Annotated in this window: 19 protein-coding genes; 11 read left to right on the top strand and 8 right to left on the bottom strand. The window is 60.3% G+C overall.

Annotated elements, in window-relative coordinates:
• Window positions 1-125 precede the first annotated feature (125 nt).
• From V6M90_RS21565 to V6M90_RS21555, 3 genes are all read left to right on the top strand, one after another.
• Entirely contained in the window at window positions 126-416 is a 291-nt protein-coding gene (locus tag V6M90_RS21565) for a hypothetical protein (protein WP_003174505.1), read from the top strand.
• A complete protein-coding gene (locus V6M90_RS21560; protein WP_258317860.1) occupies window positions 413-1,156 on the top strand; it encodes a zeta toxin family protein in 744 nt (247 codons plus the stop codon). Before V6M90_RS21565 ends, V6M90_RS21560 begins: the two co-directional genes overlap by 4 nt.
• 86 nt (window positions 1,157-1,242) lie before the next feature.
• Window positions 1,243-1,563: a hypothetical protein gene (locus V6M90_RS21555; RefSeq protein WP_042945808.1), complete on the top strand. Its 321-nt coding sequence runs from the start codon at window positions 1,243-1,245 to the stop codon at window positions 1,561-1,563.
• A gap of 5 nt (window positions 1,564-1,568) precedes the next feature.
• On the opposite strand, the gene lspA is transcribed toward V6M90_RS21555, so the two are convergent.
• From lspA to V6M90_RS21535, 4 genes are all read right to left on the bottom strand, one after another.
• Entirely contained in the window at window positions 1,569-2,072 is a 504-nt protein-coding gene (lspA, locus tag V6M90_RS21550; protein WP_003174502.1) for a signal peptidase II, read from the bottom strand.
• Between the two features lie 73 nt (window positions 2,073-2,145).
• Window positions 2,146-2,385, bottom strand: a complete 240-nt coding sequence (locus V6M90_RS21545) for a DUF6124 family protein (RefSeq protein WP_141064749.1) — start codon at window positions 2,383-2,385, stop codon at window positions 2,146-2,148.
• Between the two features lie 517 nt (window positions 2,386-2,902).
• Window positions 2,903-4,147 (bottom strand): saccharopine dehydrogenase family protein, encoded by a 1,245-nt coding sequence (locus tag V6M90_RS21540; protein ID WP_332847115.1) that lies wholly within the window; start codon window positions 4,145-4,147, stop codon window positions 2,903-2,905.
• A 30-nt stretch (window positions 4,148-4,177) separates the two neighbouring features.
• Window positions 4,178-5,275: a carboxynorspermidine decarboxylase gene (locus V6M90_RS21535; RefSeq protein WP_078733594.1), complete on the bottom strand. Its 1,098-nt coding sequence runs from the start codon at window positions 5,273-5,275 to the stop codon at window positions 4,178-4,180.
• A gap of 354 nt (window positions 5,276-5,629) precedes the next feature.
• On the opposite strand from V6M90_RS21535, the gene V6M90_RS21530 reads away from it, so the two are divergent.
• From V6M90_RS21530 to V6M90_RS21505, 6 genes are read left to right on the top strand one after another with little or no spacing between them, the layout of a single operon-like run.
• Window positions 5,630-6,649, top strand: coding sequence for a LacI family DNA-binding transcriptional regulator (locus tag V6M90_RS21530; protein ID WP_003174498.1), 1,020 nt, complete (start codon window positions 5,630-5,632; stop codon window positions 6,647-6,649).
• A complete protein-coding gene (locus V6M90_RS21525) occupies window positions 6,633-7,637 on the top strand; it encodes an ABC transporter substrate-binding protein (protein WP_332847114.1) in 1,005 nt (334 codons plus the stop codon). Before V6M90_RS21530 ends, V6M90_RS21525 begins: the two co-directional genes overlap by 17 nt.
• Window positions 7,638-8,456 carry an ABC transporter permease gene (locus tag V6M90_RS21520; protein WP_003174496.1) on the top strand — a complete coding sequence of 273 codons (819 nt, stop codon included), beginning with the start codon at window positions 7,638-7,640 and terminating at the stop codon, window positions 8,454-8,456.
• Window positions 8,453-9,247: an ABC transporter permease gene (locus tag V6M90_RS21515; protein WP_078733590.1), complete on the top strand. Its 795-nt coding sequence runs from the start codon at window positions 8,453-8,455 to the stop codon at window positions 9,245-9,247. The genes V6M90_RS21520 and V6M90_RS21515 overlap by 4 nt, the downstream gene beginning before the upstream one ends.
• Entirely contained in the window at window positions 9,244-10,275 is a 1,032-nt protein-coding gene (locus tag V6M90_RS21510; protein ID WP_141064746.1) for an ABC transporter ATP-binding protein, read from the top strand. Before V6M90_RS21515 ends, V6M90_RS21510 begins: the two co-directional genes overlap by 4 nt.
• Window positions 10,276-10,285: 10 nt before the next feature.
• Window positions 10,286-11,119, top strand: a complete 834-nt coding sequence (locus V6M90_RS21505) for a phosphodiesterase (protein WP_332847113.1) — start codon at window positions 10,286-10,288, stop codon at window positions 11,117-11,119.
• A gap of 172 nt (window positions 11,120-11,291) precedes the next feature.
• Here the strand turns inward: V6M90_RS21505 and V6M90_RS21500 are convergent, their stop codons facing one another.
• Complete coding sequence (locus V6M90_RS21500; protein WP_305427327.1) at window positions 11,292-11,768, bottom strand: GNAT family N-acetyltransferase; 477 nt, start codon at window positions 11,766-11,768, stop codon at window positions 11,292-11,294.
• Complete coding sequence (locus tag V6M90_RS21495) at window positions 11,765-12,151, bottom strand: GFA family protein (protein WP_305427326.1); 387 nt, start codon at window positions 12,149-12,151, stop codon at window positions 11,765-11,767. The genes V6M90_RS21500 and V6M90_RS21495 overlap by 4 nt, the downstream gene beginning before the upstream one ends.
• A gap of 427 nt (window positions 12,152-12,578) precedes the next feature.
• Here V6M90_RS21495 and metE point away from each other — a divergent pair, with 427 nt between their 5' ends.
• Window positions 12,579-14,867 (top strand): 5-methyltetrahydropteroyltriglutamate--homocysteine S-methyltransferase, encoded by a 2,289-nt coding sequence (gene metE, locus V6M90_RS21490; RefSeq protein WP_332847112.1) that lies wholly within the window; start codon window positions 12,579-12,581, stop codon window positions 14,865-14,867.
• Window positions 14,868-14,934: 67 nt separating this feature from the next.
• On the opposite strand, the gene V6M90_RS21485 is transcribed toward metE, so the two are convergent.
• Complete coding sequence (locus V6M90_RS21485; protein ID WP_141064745.1) at window positions 14,935-16,089, bottom strand: DUF1624 domain-containing protein; 1,155 nt, start codon at window positions 16,087-16,089, stop codon at window positions 14,935-14,937.
• Between the two features lie 185 nt (window positions 16,090-16,274).
• On the opposite strand from V6M90_RS21485, the gene yfcF reads away from it, so the two are divergent.
• Complete coding sequence (gene yfcF, locus V6M90_RS21480; RefSeq protein ID WP_141064744.1) at window positions 16,275-16,907, top strand: glutathione transferase; 633 nt, start codon at window positions 16,275-16,277, stop codon at window positions 16,905-16,907.
• Here yfcF and V6M90_RS21475 read toward each other — a convergent pair.
• A complete protein-coding gene (locus V6M90_RS21475; protein WP_078733584.1) occupies window positions 16,882-17,154 on the bottom strand; it encodes a hypothetical protein in 273 nt (90 codons plus the stop codon). The two genes, yfcF and V6M90_RS21475, sit on opposite strands and share 26 nt — an antisense overlap.
• Between the last annotated feature and the right edge of the window lie 44 nt (window positions 17,155-17,198).

Here is a 17,198-nt window from a genome sequence, read left to right as displayed (position 1 = left end):
GATGTTGGGCAGCCCACAGCAGGACATGGGACACACATTGAGGTAAAGTCGAGCCAGTGTTCGACGCCTGAGGTGATCTATGCTCATTGCCATTGATCAGCCCTTGTCCTGAGCCGGAGACCAACATGTCACGTAAAAAAGTTAAGCCCCAAATTACCGAAGCACAGATTCTTGCCCAGGAATCGAGCATTCCCTCCATTGCGGCCAAAGCATTCAGGGATGCCTACGAGGTTGCCCTTTCCAAGGGTGAGTCCGTGCTTGTGGTTCGTGCTGGCCAGCTGGTTAAAGTTTCCAATACGGAGACTTTGGTTATCCGTCCTGTGGAAACCTACGGCACTCTCAAGGCTGGCACTCGCTTGAAAACCAAAAAATCCTTGTTGGACCGTCGCTCCGCTCAGGCGCAGATTCAGGTTTGAGTACCACCCCCCGTGTCCGTATGTTCGCCGGCCCGAACGGGAGTGGAAAGAGCACATTCAACTCGAAAGTCCCGGCCCACCTGCTGGTCAACTACATCAATCCCGATGCGATTGAGTTGGGCATTCGTGAAACGGGTGTTTTTGACTTTGCTGTCTTCGGGTTATACCGCTACGCTGAACGCGCCATTGCGTTCTTGCGCAGTCATTCACTGCTTTCAAAGTTTCCCGATTCCCTCGCCAAACTGGACGATCTGGTCGCCAAGGGTGAGCGAATCATTTTTGCTTCGCGCGACATCGACTCTTATATAGCTTCTGCTCTTTCTGACTTCATCCGGGTGTCTCTGATTGATGAGCGCGTGAGTTTTACATTCGAGACAGTCATGTCGGACGGCAGCAAGATTGAGCTGTTAAGGCAGGCGAAAGCTGCTGGCTATCGGGTATACGTTTACTATGTTGCTACCGCAGATGCTGATATTAACGTTGCCCGAGTTGCCTACCGGGCCTCTACAGGTGGGCATGATGTACCACCGGACAAGATTCGATCTCGTTATAAGCGCTCTTTGGAAAACTTGTCAGAGGCGATTCTCTTATCCAATCGAGCCTATATCTTTGACAATTCGCAAGACGGCGAGCCCAGCTTTGCGCAACTTGCCGAGATTACAGAAGGCGAGGATATCGATATTGTGGCGGACACTCAGCCAGCTTGGTTTCAGCAGTATGTTATCGATAAGTTGACGTAGACGTTGAAGGGCAAAAAACGCTGAAGGAAGTATTAGGCTGCTTTAGCAGTTCAAGAATCTTTCCCTTTTCTCTGATGGACATTTTTATGGCCTATGAACTCCATATCGCCCGTGCCGAAAGCAATGCAATAGAACCTGAAGAATGGCGTGCCTTGTGTGCCAGTGACCCAACCATCGTGTTGCAGGACGAAGTGACTGCCGTTAATCCCACGACAGGAGCGACGATTTCCATCAGCGGTAACCAAACGGCTTACTGGACTTCTCCCACCACGCAGCAGGATTACTATTTCGATTATCGCCGTGGCCAAATCTCGTTTGTATACAGCGAGGAGAGCATCGTGAAAGCCAAGGCGATCGCTCAGGCCCTCACCGCTGAAATTCGAGGCGATGAGGGGGAGCAATACTGATACGCCTAGGCTTTACGCGGCTTCATGAACAGCTCGATCAGCAGGTACAACGCGCCGACAGTAATCGCGATATCCGCAATATTGAACACCCCGGTATGTGCTGGCCCGATGTTCAGGACCATGTAATCAACCACATGGCCGTCGCGAAACACCCGGTCGATCAGGTTGGCGATGCCGCCCAAGGCGATGGCGTACAGCGGCAAGACTTTGCGCAGCGGCTGGTTCCAGTTGGAGAGGGACCACCCCATCGCCCAGGCCACCACGACGGCTACGCCGATGATAAAGATCAGTTGTTTGACCTGAGGCGGCAAAGCGGCGCCCAGGCTCAGGAATGCGCCGGGGTTGAGGCTTAGCTCCAGCGCAAGATTGATTGGGTTTGAGCCGATTTTTAAGCTGTTGGCCTGCAGTGAAACCAGGGCCAAGAGTTTTACAAGCTGGTCCACGGCGACGAAGGCGATGCCGGCGAGGAGGGCGAAGGTTCGGCCTCGCAGTAGGGGGGAGGTGCTCAAGCGGTAACTTCCTGTTCCGGGTCTGTCGAGAGGAGCGCCCGAAGATAGCTCAGGCGCCTTATGCAGTCTACGTTCAGGCCGCCGGATGAGCCTCGTCCAGCGCCTTGTCCACCAGCAGTTGTACGCCTTCGAGCATGCGGCAGATGCCCAGCACCACATTGCGTTGTGCACCGTCGATTTCAAAGGCCAGGTGAGTGGCGATGTCGGTGATGGACGCTAAATCCTGGGAGACGTTGACCAGCAGGGTTTCCGTGCCCAGGTTAGGGCGTACGCTGAAGAGTTTATCTGGGGGATTTGGGGTGTCTTTAATCATGGCGAAGCTCCTTTCTGAATGGAGCTGCCACGATTCGCGGTCAAACGAATTAGGGTGGCAGCTATACGCGGGTTGACCGACCGGCTAAAGGAGCAAATCCGGCATACCCGAAGGTATCCCGCGCACAGCTGCCGCGACACGATACATCAGGCGTAGAAAAAACGCCCAAATCGGTGTGGGTGCTATTGCTCATTTAAAATCGGACGGTCAAATCCGGCCGCTGAATTGGCAGCGACGTCGGAGAGGTTAGTCAGCTCGGTTCCGAGCGACAACCTGAAACAGTCGTGGGAAAACTCTGAGAGTCTGGGCGAAGCGCTATCCCTGTGGGAGGGGCTTGCTTCCGATAGCAATGTGTCAGTCAATACATTTGTCACTGAACCACCTATATCGGGAGCAAGTCGAATCGTCGCACCGCCCCTCCCACATTTTGATCTTCATTCTTCTTTGGGATTTATGTGAGCCCAAACAAAAAATGCGCCCCTTCGGGCGCATTCTTTTGTTCGGTCAGCAATCGCTATCAAGCAATCGCATCCCAAGCCCGATCACCATGCTCGTCTTTAATGCGAGTCGGCAACCCCATCACATCCAACGCCTTCAGGAACGGCTCGGCCGGCAGTTCCTCGACGTTGGCCATGTGTTTCACATCCCACTCGCCACGGGCTACCAGCAGCGCGGCGGCTACCGGTGGGACGCCTGCGGTGTAGGAGATGCCCTGGCTGTCGGTTTCGGCGAAGGCTTCTTCGTGGCAGGCCACGTTGTAGATGAACAGCTCACGCGGCTGGCCGTCCTTGGTGCCTTTTACCAGGTCGCCGATGCAGGTCTTGCCGGTGTAGCCAGGGGCCAGCGATGACGGGTCGGGCAGCACGGCCTTGACCACTTTCAACGGCACCACTTCCAGGCCTTCGGCGGTCTTGACCGGCTTCTCGGAGAGCAGGCCGAGGTTTTTCAGTACGGTGAACACGTTGATGTAGTGTTCGCCGAAGCTCATCCAGAAGCGCACGTTGGGCACGTCGAGGTTTTTCGACAGCGAGTGCACTTCATCGTGGCCGGTGAGGTAGAGGTTCTGCGAACCGACGACCGGCAAGTCGTCGGTGCGTTTGACTTCGAACATGGTGTTGCTGGTCCACTGGCTGTTCTGCCAGCTCCACACCTGTCCGGTGAACTCGCGGAAGTTGATTTCCGGGTCAAAATTGGTTGCGAAGTATTTGCCATGGGAGCCGGCATTGACGTCGAGAATGTCGATCGAATCAATGCGGTCGAAATGCTGTTGCTGCGCCAGCGCGGCATACGCGTTGACGACACCCGGATCGAAGCCCACGCCAAGGATGGCGGTGATGTTCTTCTGCTTGCATTCTTCGAGGTGGTTCCACTCGTAGTTGCCGTACCACGGCGGGGTCTCGCAGACCTTGCCCGGCTCTTCGTGGATAGCGGTGTCGAGGTACGCGACGCCGGTGTCGATGCAGGCACGCAGGACCGACATGTTGAGGAACGCGGAACCCACGTTGATGACGATCTGCGATTCGGTCTCGCGGATCAGGGCCTTGGTCGCTTCCACGTCCAGGGCGTTCAGCGCGAAGGCTTGGATATCGGCGGGAACCTTGAGGCTACCCTTGGCCTTGACGCTGTCGATGATGGCCTGGCATTTGGAGATGTTGCGCGACGCGATAGCAATACGACCGAGTTCGTCGTTGTGCTGCGCGCACTTGTGGGCCACCACCTTGGCGACACCTCCTGCACCAATGATAAGAACGTTCTTTTTCAATTGCTTTCTTTCTCCTAATAGCCGCCAGCTTTACGAAAGGCTGGACAGGTAGTCGTCGTAACCAAATTCACGAACCACTTCGACTGTACCGTCGAGTTGTTTCACTACGATGGACGGCATTTTCAGGCCGTTGAACCAGTTTTTCTTGACCATGGTGTAGCCCGCGGTGTCGATGAACGACAACCGATCGCCGATGGCCAGCGGACGATCGAATTGATACTCGCCGAAGATGTCCCCGGCCAGGCAGGATTTGCCGCACACCATGACGGTGTGTTCACCCTCGCTCGGCGCCAGTTTGGCGTTGAGGCGATAGATCAGCAGGTCCAGCAGGTGAGCTTCGATGGAGCTGTCGACCACGGCGAGGTTTTTGCCGTTGTAGAGGGTGTCGAGTACGGTGACTTCGAGCGAGGCACTGTTGGTGATCGCCGCTTCACCGGGTTCCAGGTAGACCTGCACGCCGTACTTCTCGGAGAACGCCTTCAAGCGCGCGCAGAACGCGTCCAGCGCATAGCCTTCGCCGGTGAAGTGGATGCCGCCGCCGAGGCTGACCCACTTGACCTTGTGCAGCAGTGCGCCGAAGCGTTCTTCGATGGTGCCGAGCATCTTGTCGAACAGGCTGAAATCGCCGTTCTCGCAGTTGTTGTGGAACATGAAACCAGAGATCTGCTCGATCACGCCTTCGATCTTCACCGGGTCCCATTCGCCCAGGCGGCTGAATGGGCGCGCCGGGTCGGCCAGCAGGTAATCGGAGCTGCTCACCTGCGGGTTCACACGCAGACCACGGGTCTTGCCTTCGCTGCGTTCGGCAAAACGCTGCAACTGGCTGATGGAGTTGAAGATGATCTTGTCGCAGTTATCGAGCATCTCTTCGATTTCATCGTCGGCCCAGGCCACGCTGTAGGCGTGCGCCTCACCTTCGAATTTCTGGCGACCGAGCTTGAGCTCATACAGCGACGACGAGGTGGTGCCGTCCATGTATTGCTGCATCAGGTCGAACACCGACCAGGTGGCAAAGCACTTGAGCGCCAGCAGCGCCTTGGCGCCGGACTGCTCGCGCACATAGGCAATCTTCTGCATGTTGACCAGAAGCTTCTGTTTATCGATGAGGTAGTACGGCGTTTTGATCATTTTTGAGAGCCTGCGGCGGTGCCTGCCAAAAAAGGACACGCATTGTGCCCGCACTTGGTCAGGATCGAAAGGTTAGCCGGCGGATTTTGCTGCGCCGGTTTTCCAGCATAGCTCTGGAGTATGACTATCCAAGGATGTACGCCGGTCCAGTGTGGGAGGGGGCTTGCTCCCGATAGCGGAGTGTCAGCCAACCTATCTGGTACTGAACCACCGCTATCGGGAGTAAGCCCCCTCCCACATTGAGAGCGATGTGCATCAGGCACATTGACATCAAACCGTCATCTCCCCACCACCTTCCTGCCATATTCCCCCGTTACTGTCCTCGCCAATGAGATCGATCTCAAGCGAGTGACAATGACTGATTTGAAAGACGTTGCGCGTCTGGCCGGGGTATCCCGCGCCACCGCCGCCCGCACCTTTGCCTCCCCCGAGCAGGTGCGCCCGGCCACTCGTGAGCAGGTGTTCGCCGCCGCTCGTGAGCTGGGCTTTCGTCCCAACCTGTTGGGCCGGCAACTGCGCCTGCAAACCACCAACCTGATCGGCGTGGTAGTGCCTAACCTGCTCAACCCGGTGTTCGCCGAACAATTCCAGGCCATGGAGCGTGCGGCGCGGTTGCGCGGCTATAGCCTGGTGCTGGCGACCACTGACTACAGCAGCGAACGCGAATGCAGCGTGGTGGAAGAATTGCTGCGCCAGCGCGTGGATGGCCTGGTGCTGACCGTCACCGATGCCGAAAGCAACCATGTGCTCAGCAGCCTGAATACCGAGAAAACCCCGTTCGTGCTGGCCTACCACCAACCGAGCAACCCCAACTACAGCGCCGTGTCGGTGGACAACCGCGCCGGCATGGCGATGGCCACGCGGTATCTGCTGGACGCCGGGCACCGGCGCATCAGCATGGTCGCCGGCCCCGCGTTGCAGTCCGACCGTGCGCGCCTGCGTTACGCCGGTTACTGCGACGCGATGAAAACCTACGGCCTCAAGAGCCGCCCGGTGATCGAAATGCCGGCCCACACCAGCGCCGACTTCGCCGCCATCGCGCCGTCGCTGCAAGGCCCCGAGGCGCCCACCGCACTGGTGTGCTCCAACGACTTCCTGGCCATCAGCCTGATCGCCGAGTTGCGGCGCAACGCCTGGCACGTGCCCGAACAACTCTCGGTGATGGGCTTTGACGGCATATCCCTCGGCACCCAGATGCACCCGACCCTGTGCAGCGTGGTGCAGCCCATCGCGCTGCTCGCCAGCACGGTGATTGACCAACTGCTGGCGCAGATCGCCGGCAACGATCCGATTTCCCATTGCCTGCCTTGCCATATCCGGCCAGGCGAAAGCACTCAACCCCATAAGGAGTCCCTTGATGCGCGCATTCCGTAAAACCCTGGCCGCCGTGCTGTTGTGTGGCATGGCCGGCCTGGCCCAGGCCGCTGACACCGCGATTTGTTACAACTGCCCGCCGGACTGGGCCGACTGGGGTACCCAGCTCAAGGCGATCGCCGCCAGCACCGGCGTGCAAGTGCCGCTGGACAACAAGAACTCCGGCCAGTCCCTGGCGCAGTTGGTGGCGGAGAAAGCCGCACCGGTGGCCGACGTGGTGTACTACGGCGTGACCTTCGGCCTGCAGGCGCAAAAAGCCGGTGTGGTCGACGGCTACAAACCCAAGGGTTGGGAGCAGATTCCCGCCGGCCTGAAAGACCCGGCGGGCCAGTGGTTCGCAATCCACTCCGGCACCCTGGGCATCATGGTCAACGTCGATGCGTTGGGCGGCCTGCCGGTGCCGCAGAGCTGGGCCGACCTGCTCAAGCCGGAATACAAAGGCATGGTCGGCTACCTCGACCCGTCCAGCGCGTTCGTCGGCTACGTGTCGGCGGTGGCGATCAACCGCGCAATGGGCGGCGACCTGGACAACTTCGCCCTGGCCATCGACTACTTTCAGAAACTGGCGAAAAACGTCCCCATCGTGCCCAAGCAAACCGCTTATGCGCGGGTGCTGTCCGGCGAGTTGCCGATCCTGGTGGACTACGACTTCAACGCCTACCGCGCACGCTACAAAGACAACGCCCATGTCGCCTTTGTGATTCCCCAGGAAGGCAGCATCAGCGTGCCCTACGTGATGAGCCTGGTGGCCAACGCGCCGCACCGCGCCAATGGCGAAAAGGTTCTGGACTTCGTGTTGTCCGATGCAGGCCAGGCGCTGTGGGCCAAGGCCTACCTGCGTCCGGTACGCCCGGTGCAGATGCCGGCCGAGGTCGCCGCGCAATTCCTGCCCGACAGCGACTACGCCCGCGCCGGCGTGGTGGACTACCAGAAGATGGCCGCCGTGCAGGAAGCCTTCGCCGCCCGTTACCTGAACGAGGTCAAGTAAGTGGCCACATCGGCAAGACACGCCGCCTGGGCCCTGGCCCCGGCGTTTGCGGTGCTGTTGGCGTTCTGGTTGTTGCCGCTGGCGCACTTGATCGTGCTGGGCAGCGAAAGCCGTGACAGCCACGGCAGCGGCTACTGGCAAGTGCTCAGCAGCGCGCAGTATCTGGGTAGCCTCGGGCAGACCCTGGTACTGGCGGTGGTGGTGACGCTGGTCGCGTTGTTGATCGGTGGCATCAGCGGCGTATTCCTCGCCCGCCAGCAGTTTTACGGGCGCTCGGCGTTGGTGGCGCTGCTCACTTTCCCCCTGGCGTTTCCCGGTGTGGTGGTGGGCTTCCTGGTGATTCTGTTGGCGGGGCGCCAGGGTCTGTTTGCGGCGCTGGGCATGCAACTGGCCGGTGAGCGGTGGATCTTCGCTTACTCGTTGGCCGGGCTGTTTGTCGGCTACCTGTACTTCTCGATCCCGCGTGTGATCCTCACCGTAATGGCCGCGTGCGAAAGCCTCGACCGCAGCCTCGAAGAAGCCGCGCACTCGCTGGGCGCCGGGCATTGGCGCGTGGTGTGCGACGTGATCGTGCCGGGCCTGGCGCCCGCCCTGGCGTCGTGCGGGGCGATCTGTTTTGCCACGTCCATGGGCGCTTTCGGCACGGCCTTTACCCTGGGCACGCGGCTGAACGTCACCCCGGTGGCGATCTACAACGTGTTCACCAATTACGCCAACTTTGCCGTCGCCGCCGCGCTGTCGGTGGTACTGGGCGCGGTGACCTGGGCGGTGTTGCTGCTCACGCGGCGCCTGGTGAAAAACGCGGGGACTGTCCTGTGAAGCGCTCATCGCTTTTCGTCATGCAACTGCTGTTTACCTTGTTGGTGTGCGCCTTCATGTTGGTGCCGGTATTGATGTCGTTGCTCGCCGGGCTGACGCGTAACTTCTTCGTCGGCCTGTCCAGCGGCCTGACCGTCGATTGGCTGGTGCAGGTGTGGCAGGCCTATTCGCCGACCGTGTGGCTGTCGCTGCAACTGGCTGTGGCCTGCGCGGTGTGCGTGTGCGTGATCGGCGTGCCGGCGGCCTACGCCCTGGTACGCATGAACAATCGCTTCAGCCGCGCCTTCGAGGAGCTGATGGTGCTGCCGGTGGCGATGCCGGGCCTGGCCAGTGCATTGGCGTTGCTGCTCACCTACGGCCAGTTCGGCACCTTTCGCAGCAGTTGGGTGTTTATCCTCGTCGGCCATGTGCTGTTCACCTTGCCGTTCCTGGTGCGCCCGGTGATGGCGGTAATGCAGCGCCAGCACCTGCCGGTACTGGAAGAGGCGGCGGCCAGCCTTGGCGCGGGGCCGATCAAGCGCTTTTTCAGTGTGGTGGTGCCCAACAGCCGGGCCGGCATCCTGGCGGGGGTGCTGATGGTGGTCACCTTGTCCCTGGGTGAGTTCAACCTGACCTGGATGCTGCACACACCCATGACCAAGACCTTGCCGGTCGGCCTGGCCGACAGCTACGCCTCGGCGCGCCTGGAAATCGCCAGTGCCTACACCCTGATCTTTTTGCTGATGATCGTGCCGCTGCTGATTGCGCTGCAGGCCATCAGTGCCCGTCTATCCCGTGGAGAGCGTCGATGACCGCTATCACTATCCGCCTGCAAGGCTGTCGCAAGGCATTCGCCGACGGCACCGTGGCCGTACATGACCTGGACCTGACCGTCGAAGGCGGCGAAACCCTGGCGATTCTCGGCCCGTCGGGCTGTGGCAAAACCACCACCTTGCGCCTGATCGCCGGGTTGGAGCGCCCGGATGTGGGCCAGGTGTTTTTTGCTGACCAGAACGTCACGCGCCTGCCCATCGAGCGTCGCGACGTGGGCATGGTGTTCCAGAATTACGCGCTGTTTCCCAACCTGAATGTAGCCGGGAACATCGTCTATGGCTTGAAGATTCGCGGTATGTCGCCGCTGGAGCGCAACAAGCGCTGCGACGAATTGCTGGAACTGGTGGGGTTGCAGCACCACGGCCAGCGCAGCATCCACGAGTTGTCCGGTGGTCAGCGCCAACGCGTGGCGCTCGCCCGCGCCCTGGCGCCGCGCCCCAAAGTGCTGTTGCTGGATGAACCGCTGGCCGCCCTCGATGCGCAATTGCGTGAGCGCCTGCGCAGTGAGCTCAATGAGCTGCTGCGCGGCCTGGGCATCACCTCGGTGTTTGTGACCCACGACCAGGGCGAAGCCATGGCCCTGGGTGATCGCATCCTGGTGATGGAGCAGGGGCGCGTCGCGCAATTGGCCAGCCCACGGGACATCTACCAGAAACCGGCGAATGCGTTTGTCGCCGGTTTCGTCGGCAATCTGAATGCCTTCCAGGTGCTGGAGCAGTCGGCCCACGGCTTGAAAGTCTGCGGCGGTGTGTTGCCGTGGCACGCGGCCAATCCACCCGCCACAGTGTACTGCCGCCCCGAACACCTGCGGGTGATGGAGGGCGAAGGGCACCTGCACGGCCATCTGCTCGCGCAGTTTTTCCAGGGCGCACAAAGCCGCCTGCTGGTGGAGGTGGGCGGCCCGCAGCCGTTGCTGGTGGACAGCAGCGACAACCAGTTGTACGCCGTCGGCGCGCCGATTGCCCTGGCGATCGCGCCGCACATGTTGTTCACCCTGAATGCGTGAGAGTCCGCTTGTGAATCGTCCATTTGTTGTCGCACAGATCAGCGACCTGCACCTTAAAGCCGGCCAGCGCCTGACCTATGGCGTGGTCGATACCCTGGGCGCGCTGCGCCGTGCCGTCGACCACCTCAACGTCAGTCATCCACGCCCCGATATCGTGGTGGTCAGCGGTGACCTGGTGGACTTCGGTCGTCCGGATGAATACGCCGTGCTGCACCCTGAGCTTTCGCGCCTGCACATGCCGTGCTACCTGGTGCCCGGCAACCACGATACGCGCGGGCCGCTGCTGGCTGCGTTCGGCGATCACGCCTACTTGCCGCGTTCGGCGGACGGCCCGCTGGACTGGGTGGTGGATGAACACCCGCTGCGCCTGATCGGCCTGGACTCGACCATTCCCGGTGGCCATGGCGGGCAATTGCTGGACAGCCAGTTGCGGTGGCTGGACGAGCAACTGGCGCTGCGTCCCGATGCGCCGACCTTGCTGATCCTGCACCACCCGCCGTTTATCAGCGGTATCGGCCATATGGACCGCGAGCCGTTTATCAATGCCGCCGCCCTGGAACAAGTCGTGGCGCGCCACCCGCAAGTCGAACGCCTGTTATGCGGGCACTTGCACCGCCCGATGCAGCGGCGTTTCGGCGGCAGCCTCAGTTGTGTGTGCCCCGGCACGTCCCATCAGATCGTGCTGGATTTGCAAGACGCCGCGCCCGCGCATTTCAACCTGGAACCGGCGGGTTACCTGGTGCATCGCTGGGACGCGCAACAGGGGTTGGTCAGCCACAACGGGGTGTTTGGGGATTACCCCGGGCCGTATCCGTTCTATGACGCTCATGGATTGATCGACTGAGGTTTAACGGAGCTTCACCGAGTACTTAACGCCGCGGTCGATTCTGTTCAAAAACGTCGGGTTTGGCTGGCGCAACGGTGTGTCGCGCAGTGAAGTGGCGCGGGACCAGGACCAGAACCGACTGTTTGTGAGCTACTCGATTCGCTGATGTAACCCCCCACAGTGATCTCTGTCAGTTAGGAGAAGAGGTGTGGCGCGTGATTAGCGATTTTTCATGCGTCGCCCCGTCATCAGCTATTGCGTGAAAACCGCAGCGCAGATAAAATCGTGCGCCTTCGAGGGTGTCGGTCGACAGGCGCAAAATGGAAAATCGCTCAGACGCTCGCTCGCACAAGTGTGCTACCAACTGCTTACCCACCCCGTGCCCCCGCAATGCAGGCATCACGTAGACCCGGCGTAGCCTGGCCGTTTTTGGCGCACCACAGGGATCGCGGGAAACACCGCCGATGGCAATCAATTGCCCATTGAAAAAAACACCCAGGAGGCACTCGCCAGGCTGGTCGAACCGGTTTGAGCGGTCTTCCCACTCCTTGATCAACCGTGTCAGGAACCTGAACCCCTCGGCCACAGCCTGTGCTTGCAGTACGCAAATATCTTCTGGAAGTCGTTCCAGTTCATGTATTGAAACGTTGTCGTTGCGCCCATTCACAGGGGCGCTTCGCACAGCCAGGGCACCCTGGACTTGATACAACTATGAGTCTGTTTCTGCGCAACGAACTGTGTATCGAGTGTAGCCAGCGCTATCGAAATCCACTCCTGATAAGGCCCCTTGGCATCCGACCAGAACAGCGACGACCCGCAGCGTGAGCAGAACTGGCGAGTAACACTTTCAGAAGATTGATAGCTGCTCAATATGTCTCGAATGGCTGTGACAGTGACCGCTGATCTGAGTGCACTGGCATAACTGGCGAACGCTGCGCCGTGGCTCTTCTGGCACTTTTTGCAGTGGCAGTGGGTGATGGCCTTGAGCGGCATTGCCACCTGATAGGTGATCGCGCCGCAAAGGCAGCTGCCTTGGTGAAGTTCATCCATGTCGGTTCAACTCTCATTCTGTTGATCGCGCAGATCCTGTGGCGAGGGGGCTTGCCCCCGATAGCGGTGGGTCAGTTGAAACAGCTGTGACTGATAAACCGTCATCGGGGGCAAGCCCCCTCCCACATTGGACCTGTGTTTGCTTCAGGAGGTTTAACATGCCCCAACTCGCCCACGGCATCGATGGCGGCCTGCCTGACTGGCGTGCTTGATCCAAATGTGGAAGGCGGCAACCCCGTTGTTTCAGGTGGACCAATATGACCGATTTGGGGGCGCTGTGCGACCCAGCGGGAGCAAGCTCCCTCGCCCCAGATGCTTGCCTGTACATGAATAAAACTTGTGATCATCTAAAGTAAAATGAGTTTGTCTCACTATCCTCATCTGCCGACAATGGCTGCCATCGAATATGGCAGTGGAGTTGTAAGTCATGGCAGTCGCTCATTCCCTTGGATTTCCGCGCATTGGACGCGATCGTGAACTGAAAAAGGCGCAGGAAGCGTTTTGGAGAGGCGAACTCGACGAAGCCGGTCTGCGCGCCGTTGGCCGTGACCTGCGCAAGGACCACTGGGCGTTGCAGAAACAGGCCGGTATTGAGCTGCTGCCCGTCGGTGACTTCGCCTGGTACGACCAGGTCCTCACTCACTCGCTGATGTTCGGCGTGATCCCCGAGCGTTTCCGTCCGGCTGACGGCCACGCCACGTTGCACACGTTGTTCGGCATGGCTCGGGGTGTCAGCGACAGTTGCTGCGGCGGCGCCCATGCCCAGGAAATGACCAAGTGGTTCGACACCAACTACCACTACCTGGTACCGGAGTTCAGCGCCGATCAGCAGTTCCACCTGGGCTGGGACCAACTCTTCGAAGAAGTCCAGGAAGCCCGTGAACTGGGCCACACCGTCAAGCCGGTGATCATCGGCCCGCTGACGTACCTGTGGCTGGGCAAGACCAAGGGCGCCGACTTCGACAAGCTCGACCTGCTGGAGCGCCTGCTGCCACTGTACGGCCAGATCTTCCAGCGTCTGGCGGAGCAGGGCGTGGAATGGGTGCAGATCGATGAGCCGATCCTGGTGCTCGACTTGCCGCAGGCATGGAAAAATGCCTTTGAGCGCGCCTACAACCTGATCCAGCGCGACCCGCTGAAAAAACTGGTGGCGACTTACTTCGGTGGTCTGGAAGAGAACCTCGGCCTGGCCGCCAACCTGCCGGTCGACGGTCTGCATATCGATCTGGTGCGCGCCCCGGAGCAATACCCGACCATTCTCGACCGTCTACCGGCGTATAAGGTGCTGTCCCTGGGTGTGGTCAACGGCCGTAACGTGTGGCGTTGCGACCTGGAAAATGCCCTGGCTACCTTGCAGCACGCGCATGAAAAACTCGGTGATCGCCTGTGGGTGGCGCCGTCCTGCTCGTTGCTGCACAGCCCGGTGGACCTGGGCCGTGAAGACCAGTTGGATGCCGAGCTGAAAAGCTGGTTGGCCTTTGCCGTGCAAAAATGCGCCGAAGTGGCGGTGCTGGCTCAGGCGGTCGAGCAGCCCGAAGCGCCCGGCGTACTCGCGGCTTTGGCTGACAGCCGCGCCGTGCAAGCCGCCCGCGCCGCATCACCGCGTATTCACAAACCCGCCGTACAAGCGCGTGTTGCGGCCATCAGCATCAAGGACAGCCAGCGCCAGTCGCCGTTTGCCCAACGTATCGACACACAGCGCGCCGGCCTCAACCTGCCGCTGTTCCCGACCACCACCATCGGTTCGTTCCCGCAAACCGCGTCGATTCGCCTGGCGCGCCAGTCGTACAAGGCCGGTAAATTGAGCGAGGCCGAGTATGTCGAGGCCATGCACAGTGAGATCAGGCACGCGGTGCAGGTGCAGGAAAACCTCGGCCTGGAAGTGCTGGTACACGGTGAAGCCGAACGCAACGACATGGTCGAATACTTCGCCGAGCAACTGGACGGCTACGTGTTCACGCGCTTCGGCTGGGTGCAAAGCTACGGTTCGCGCTGTGTGAAACCGGCGGTGATTTTCGGCGACCTGAGCCGCCCGAAAGCCATGACCGTGGAGTGGATTCGGTATGCCCAAGGCCTGACCCGCAAGGTGATGAAGGGCATGCTGACAGGACCTGTGACCATGCTGATGTGGTCGTTCCCGCGCGAAGACGTGAGCCGCGAAGTACAGGCCCGCCAGTTGGCCTTGGCGATTCGCGACGAAGTGCTGGACCTGGAAGCGGCCGGCATCAGGATCGTACAGATCGACGAAGCCGCATTCCGCGAAGGCCTGCTGTTGCGCCAGGCGCAGTGGCAGCCTTACCTGGACTGGGCCACCGAAGTGTTTCGCTTGTGCGCCTGTGGTGTGCGTGATCAAACCCAGATCCATACCCACATGTGCTACAGCGAGTTCAACGATGTGATCGAATCCATTGCGGCGATGGATGCGGATGTGATCACCCTCGAAACCTCACGCTCGGACATGGAACTGCTGGACGCGTTCGAAGCCTTTGCTTACCCGAACGACATCGGCCCGGGCGTCTATGACATCCATTCGCCACGGGTGCCGGATGTCTCGGAAATGGCCGGCCTGCTGCGCAAGGCAGCCAAGCGGATTCCGGCCGAGCGGTTGTGGGTGAACCCCGACTGCGGGTTGAAGACGCGGGGTTGGCCGGAGACGGAGGCGGCGTTGATTCATATGGTGGCGGCCGCCCGGCAACTGCGGGCTGAACTGGCCTGATTCCCGAGTTGAATGCAATCCAATGTGGGAGGGAGCAAGCCCCTCCCACATTTGGATCTTCGTCAGGTCAGAGATATTTGAGCCAGGCAAGGTCCCGTCGCCGCGCTTTCAGCTTGGCGAACCAGCGCACGGGCGGGTAGAGCGCCAGCGGTAACACCAGCGCCACCAGCCACACCGCACCGATACTGTCGAAGCCGAAATAGTTGCCATGGTTCAAGCCAAACAACGCAGCACAGGCGACATACAGCACTTTCAACACATAAAGATGCAGCAGGTAAAAGAACATCGGCGCCGCGCCAAATACCGCCAGCACGCCGATCCAACGCTTGTGCCCGGCACGCTCAAACGCCCACAGCAGCAACAAGCCGATGCCCAGGGTCAACCCCAGGAACAGCAACGAAGGCGGGTACTTGGTCACATTGAAAAAACTCATCAACGTCTGCGCGCCGCTTTCATACGCCTGCCAAGGTTTCTCACCGTAGCCGTTGGCCGCGCGCACCAGCACAAACCCCACCAGCGCGCTCACGCCACCCAGTAACAGGTAGCGCTGGCGCAACGCCGGCGGCATGCCGTTGGCAAACCAGGGGCCGATGGCATAACCGAGGGCGATCACGCCGATCCATGGCAGCACCGGGTAGGTGATGCGCAGGCGCAGGTTATCCGACACGTCGATCCAGCTGCGTTCATGCAGGATCGCCCATAGATTCTGCAGCGCCGACCCTGGCGCGAAATGCACCGCGTCGAGCAGGTTATGCCCGCCGATGATCACTAGCGCCAGTACGATCAACACCGCACGCGGCAGCCACACCAACGCGGCGAGGGCGAGCATGCTGATGCCGATCGCCCAGATCACCTGCAGGTAGATCACGCTGGGCGGCAGTTGGAAGGTCCAGGCGAAGTTGACCAGGGTGAATTCCAGCACCACCAGGAACAGCCCGCGCTTGAACAGGAACGCCGACACGTCGCGCCGCCCCTGATACTTCTGACCGTACAAAAACGCCGACAGCCCGGTGAGCAACACGAATACTGGTGCGCACAGGTGGGCGAGGGTGCGGCTCACAAATAACGCAGGCTCGGTGCTGTCGATGCTCATCGGATCGCTGACCTGGCGGTGCAGCAAGAAGGTTTCGCGCACGTGGTCGAGCAGCATGAACAGGATCACCAGGCCGCGCAGGGCGTCGATGGAAAGCAGGCGTTGACGCAGGGGAACAGCATCGGTCATGGGGTAGGTCGCAGGGCAGGACGGAAAGTGGGCGTTATCCTATAACATTAACTCGCACATTGCCGCCCTTTGGTCCTCCCCCGACCTGTGCGCTATTCCCACCAGGAATACCCCCATAAAAAGGCCGCATTGTCCTTATCGCGGCGGATCTCGTAGCTTTAGGGTTCATTCAAGGAGATTGCCCCATGAGCCAGAGCCCGTTGCGCCTTTACGTTGATTCGCTGTTCACCAGCCCCTACGCGATGTCGGTGTTTGTCACTCTGCGCGAAAAAGGCCTGGCCTTCGATCTGGTCACCCTCGACCTGGACGCCGCGCACAACCAGACGGCCGAATACGCCCGCTTGTCTGTGACCCAACGTGTACCGACCCTGGTAGAGGGTGATTTTGCGTTGTCGGAGTCTTCGGCGATCACCGAGTACCTGGAAGAGGCTTACCCCGGCACCGCGGTGTACCCGGCTGACCCTAAGCAGCGGGCGAGGGCGCGGCAGGTGCAGGCGTGGCTGCGCAGCGATCTGTTGCCGATTCGCCAGGAGCGTTCCACGCTGGTGGTGTTCTGCGGGCAGAAGAGGCCGCCGCTGTCGCCTGAGGCCCAGGCGGCCGCACGCAAGTTGATCGAAGGTGCGCAGGCATTGCTGGCGGGTAACCCGGCGTATCTGTTTGGCGAGTGGTCGATCGCCGATGTGGACCTGGCCGTGATGCTTAACCGCCTGATCCTCAACGGCGACGACGTTCCTGCCGAGCTGGTGGACTACGCCCGGCGTCAGTGGCAGCGGCCATCGGTGCAGGCATGGCTCAATCAGCCGCGTCCGGCACTGTAGCCGTTGCGCTGATTTGCTCCACACGTCGGTCCAGGTCTTCCCAATCCGCCATGCCCAGCACCCGCGTAGTGTTCAAACCGCGCAGGTAGCCGCGCAGTTGCTGGGCGCTGGCGTTGACCTGGTCGGCGTCAGCCTGCGCGTCGAGCAGCACGTTTTCATACTCGACCAGGTAATCGGCGACGCGCTCGCGAAACTCCGGCAGTACGGCTTCGCGGATGCGGTCGAAGGTTTTTTGGTGGGGCTTCATGGCGGTCCTTATCAGTTTTATCGCAGCACTATCGCTTCAGATAA

Source organism: Pseudomonas lactucae, from assembly GCF_036688725.1.
Taxonomy (GTDB): Bacteria; Pseudomonadota; Gammaproteobacteria; order Pseudomonadales; family Pseudomonadaceae; genus Aquipseudomonas; species Aquipseudomonas lactucae.
This window is presented reverse-complemented; position numbering and strand designations above follow the sequence as displayed.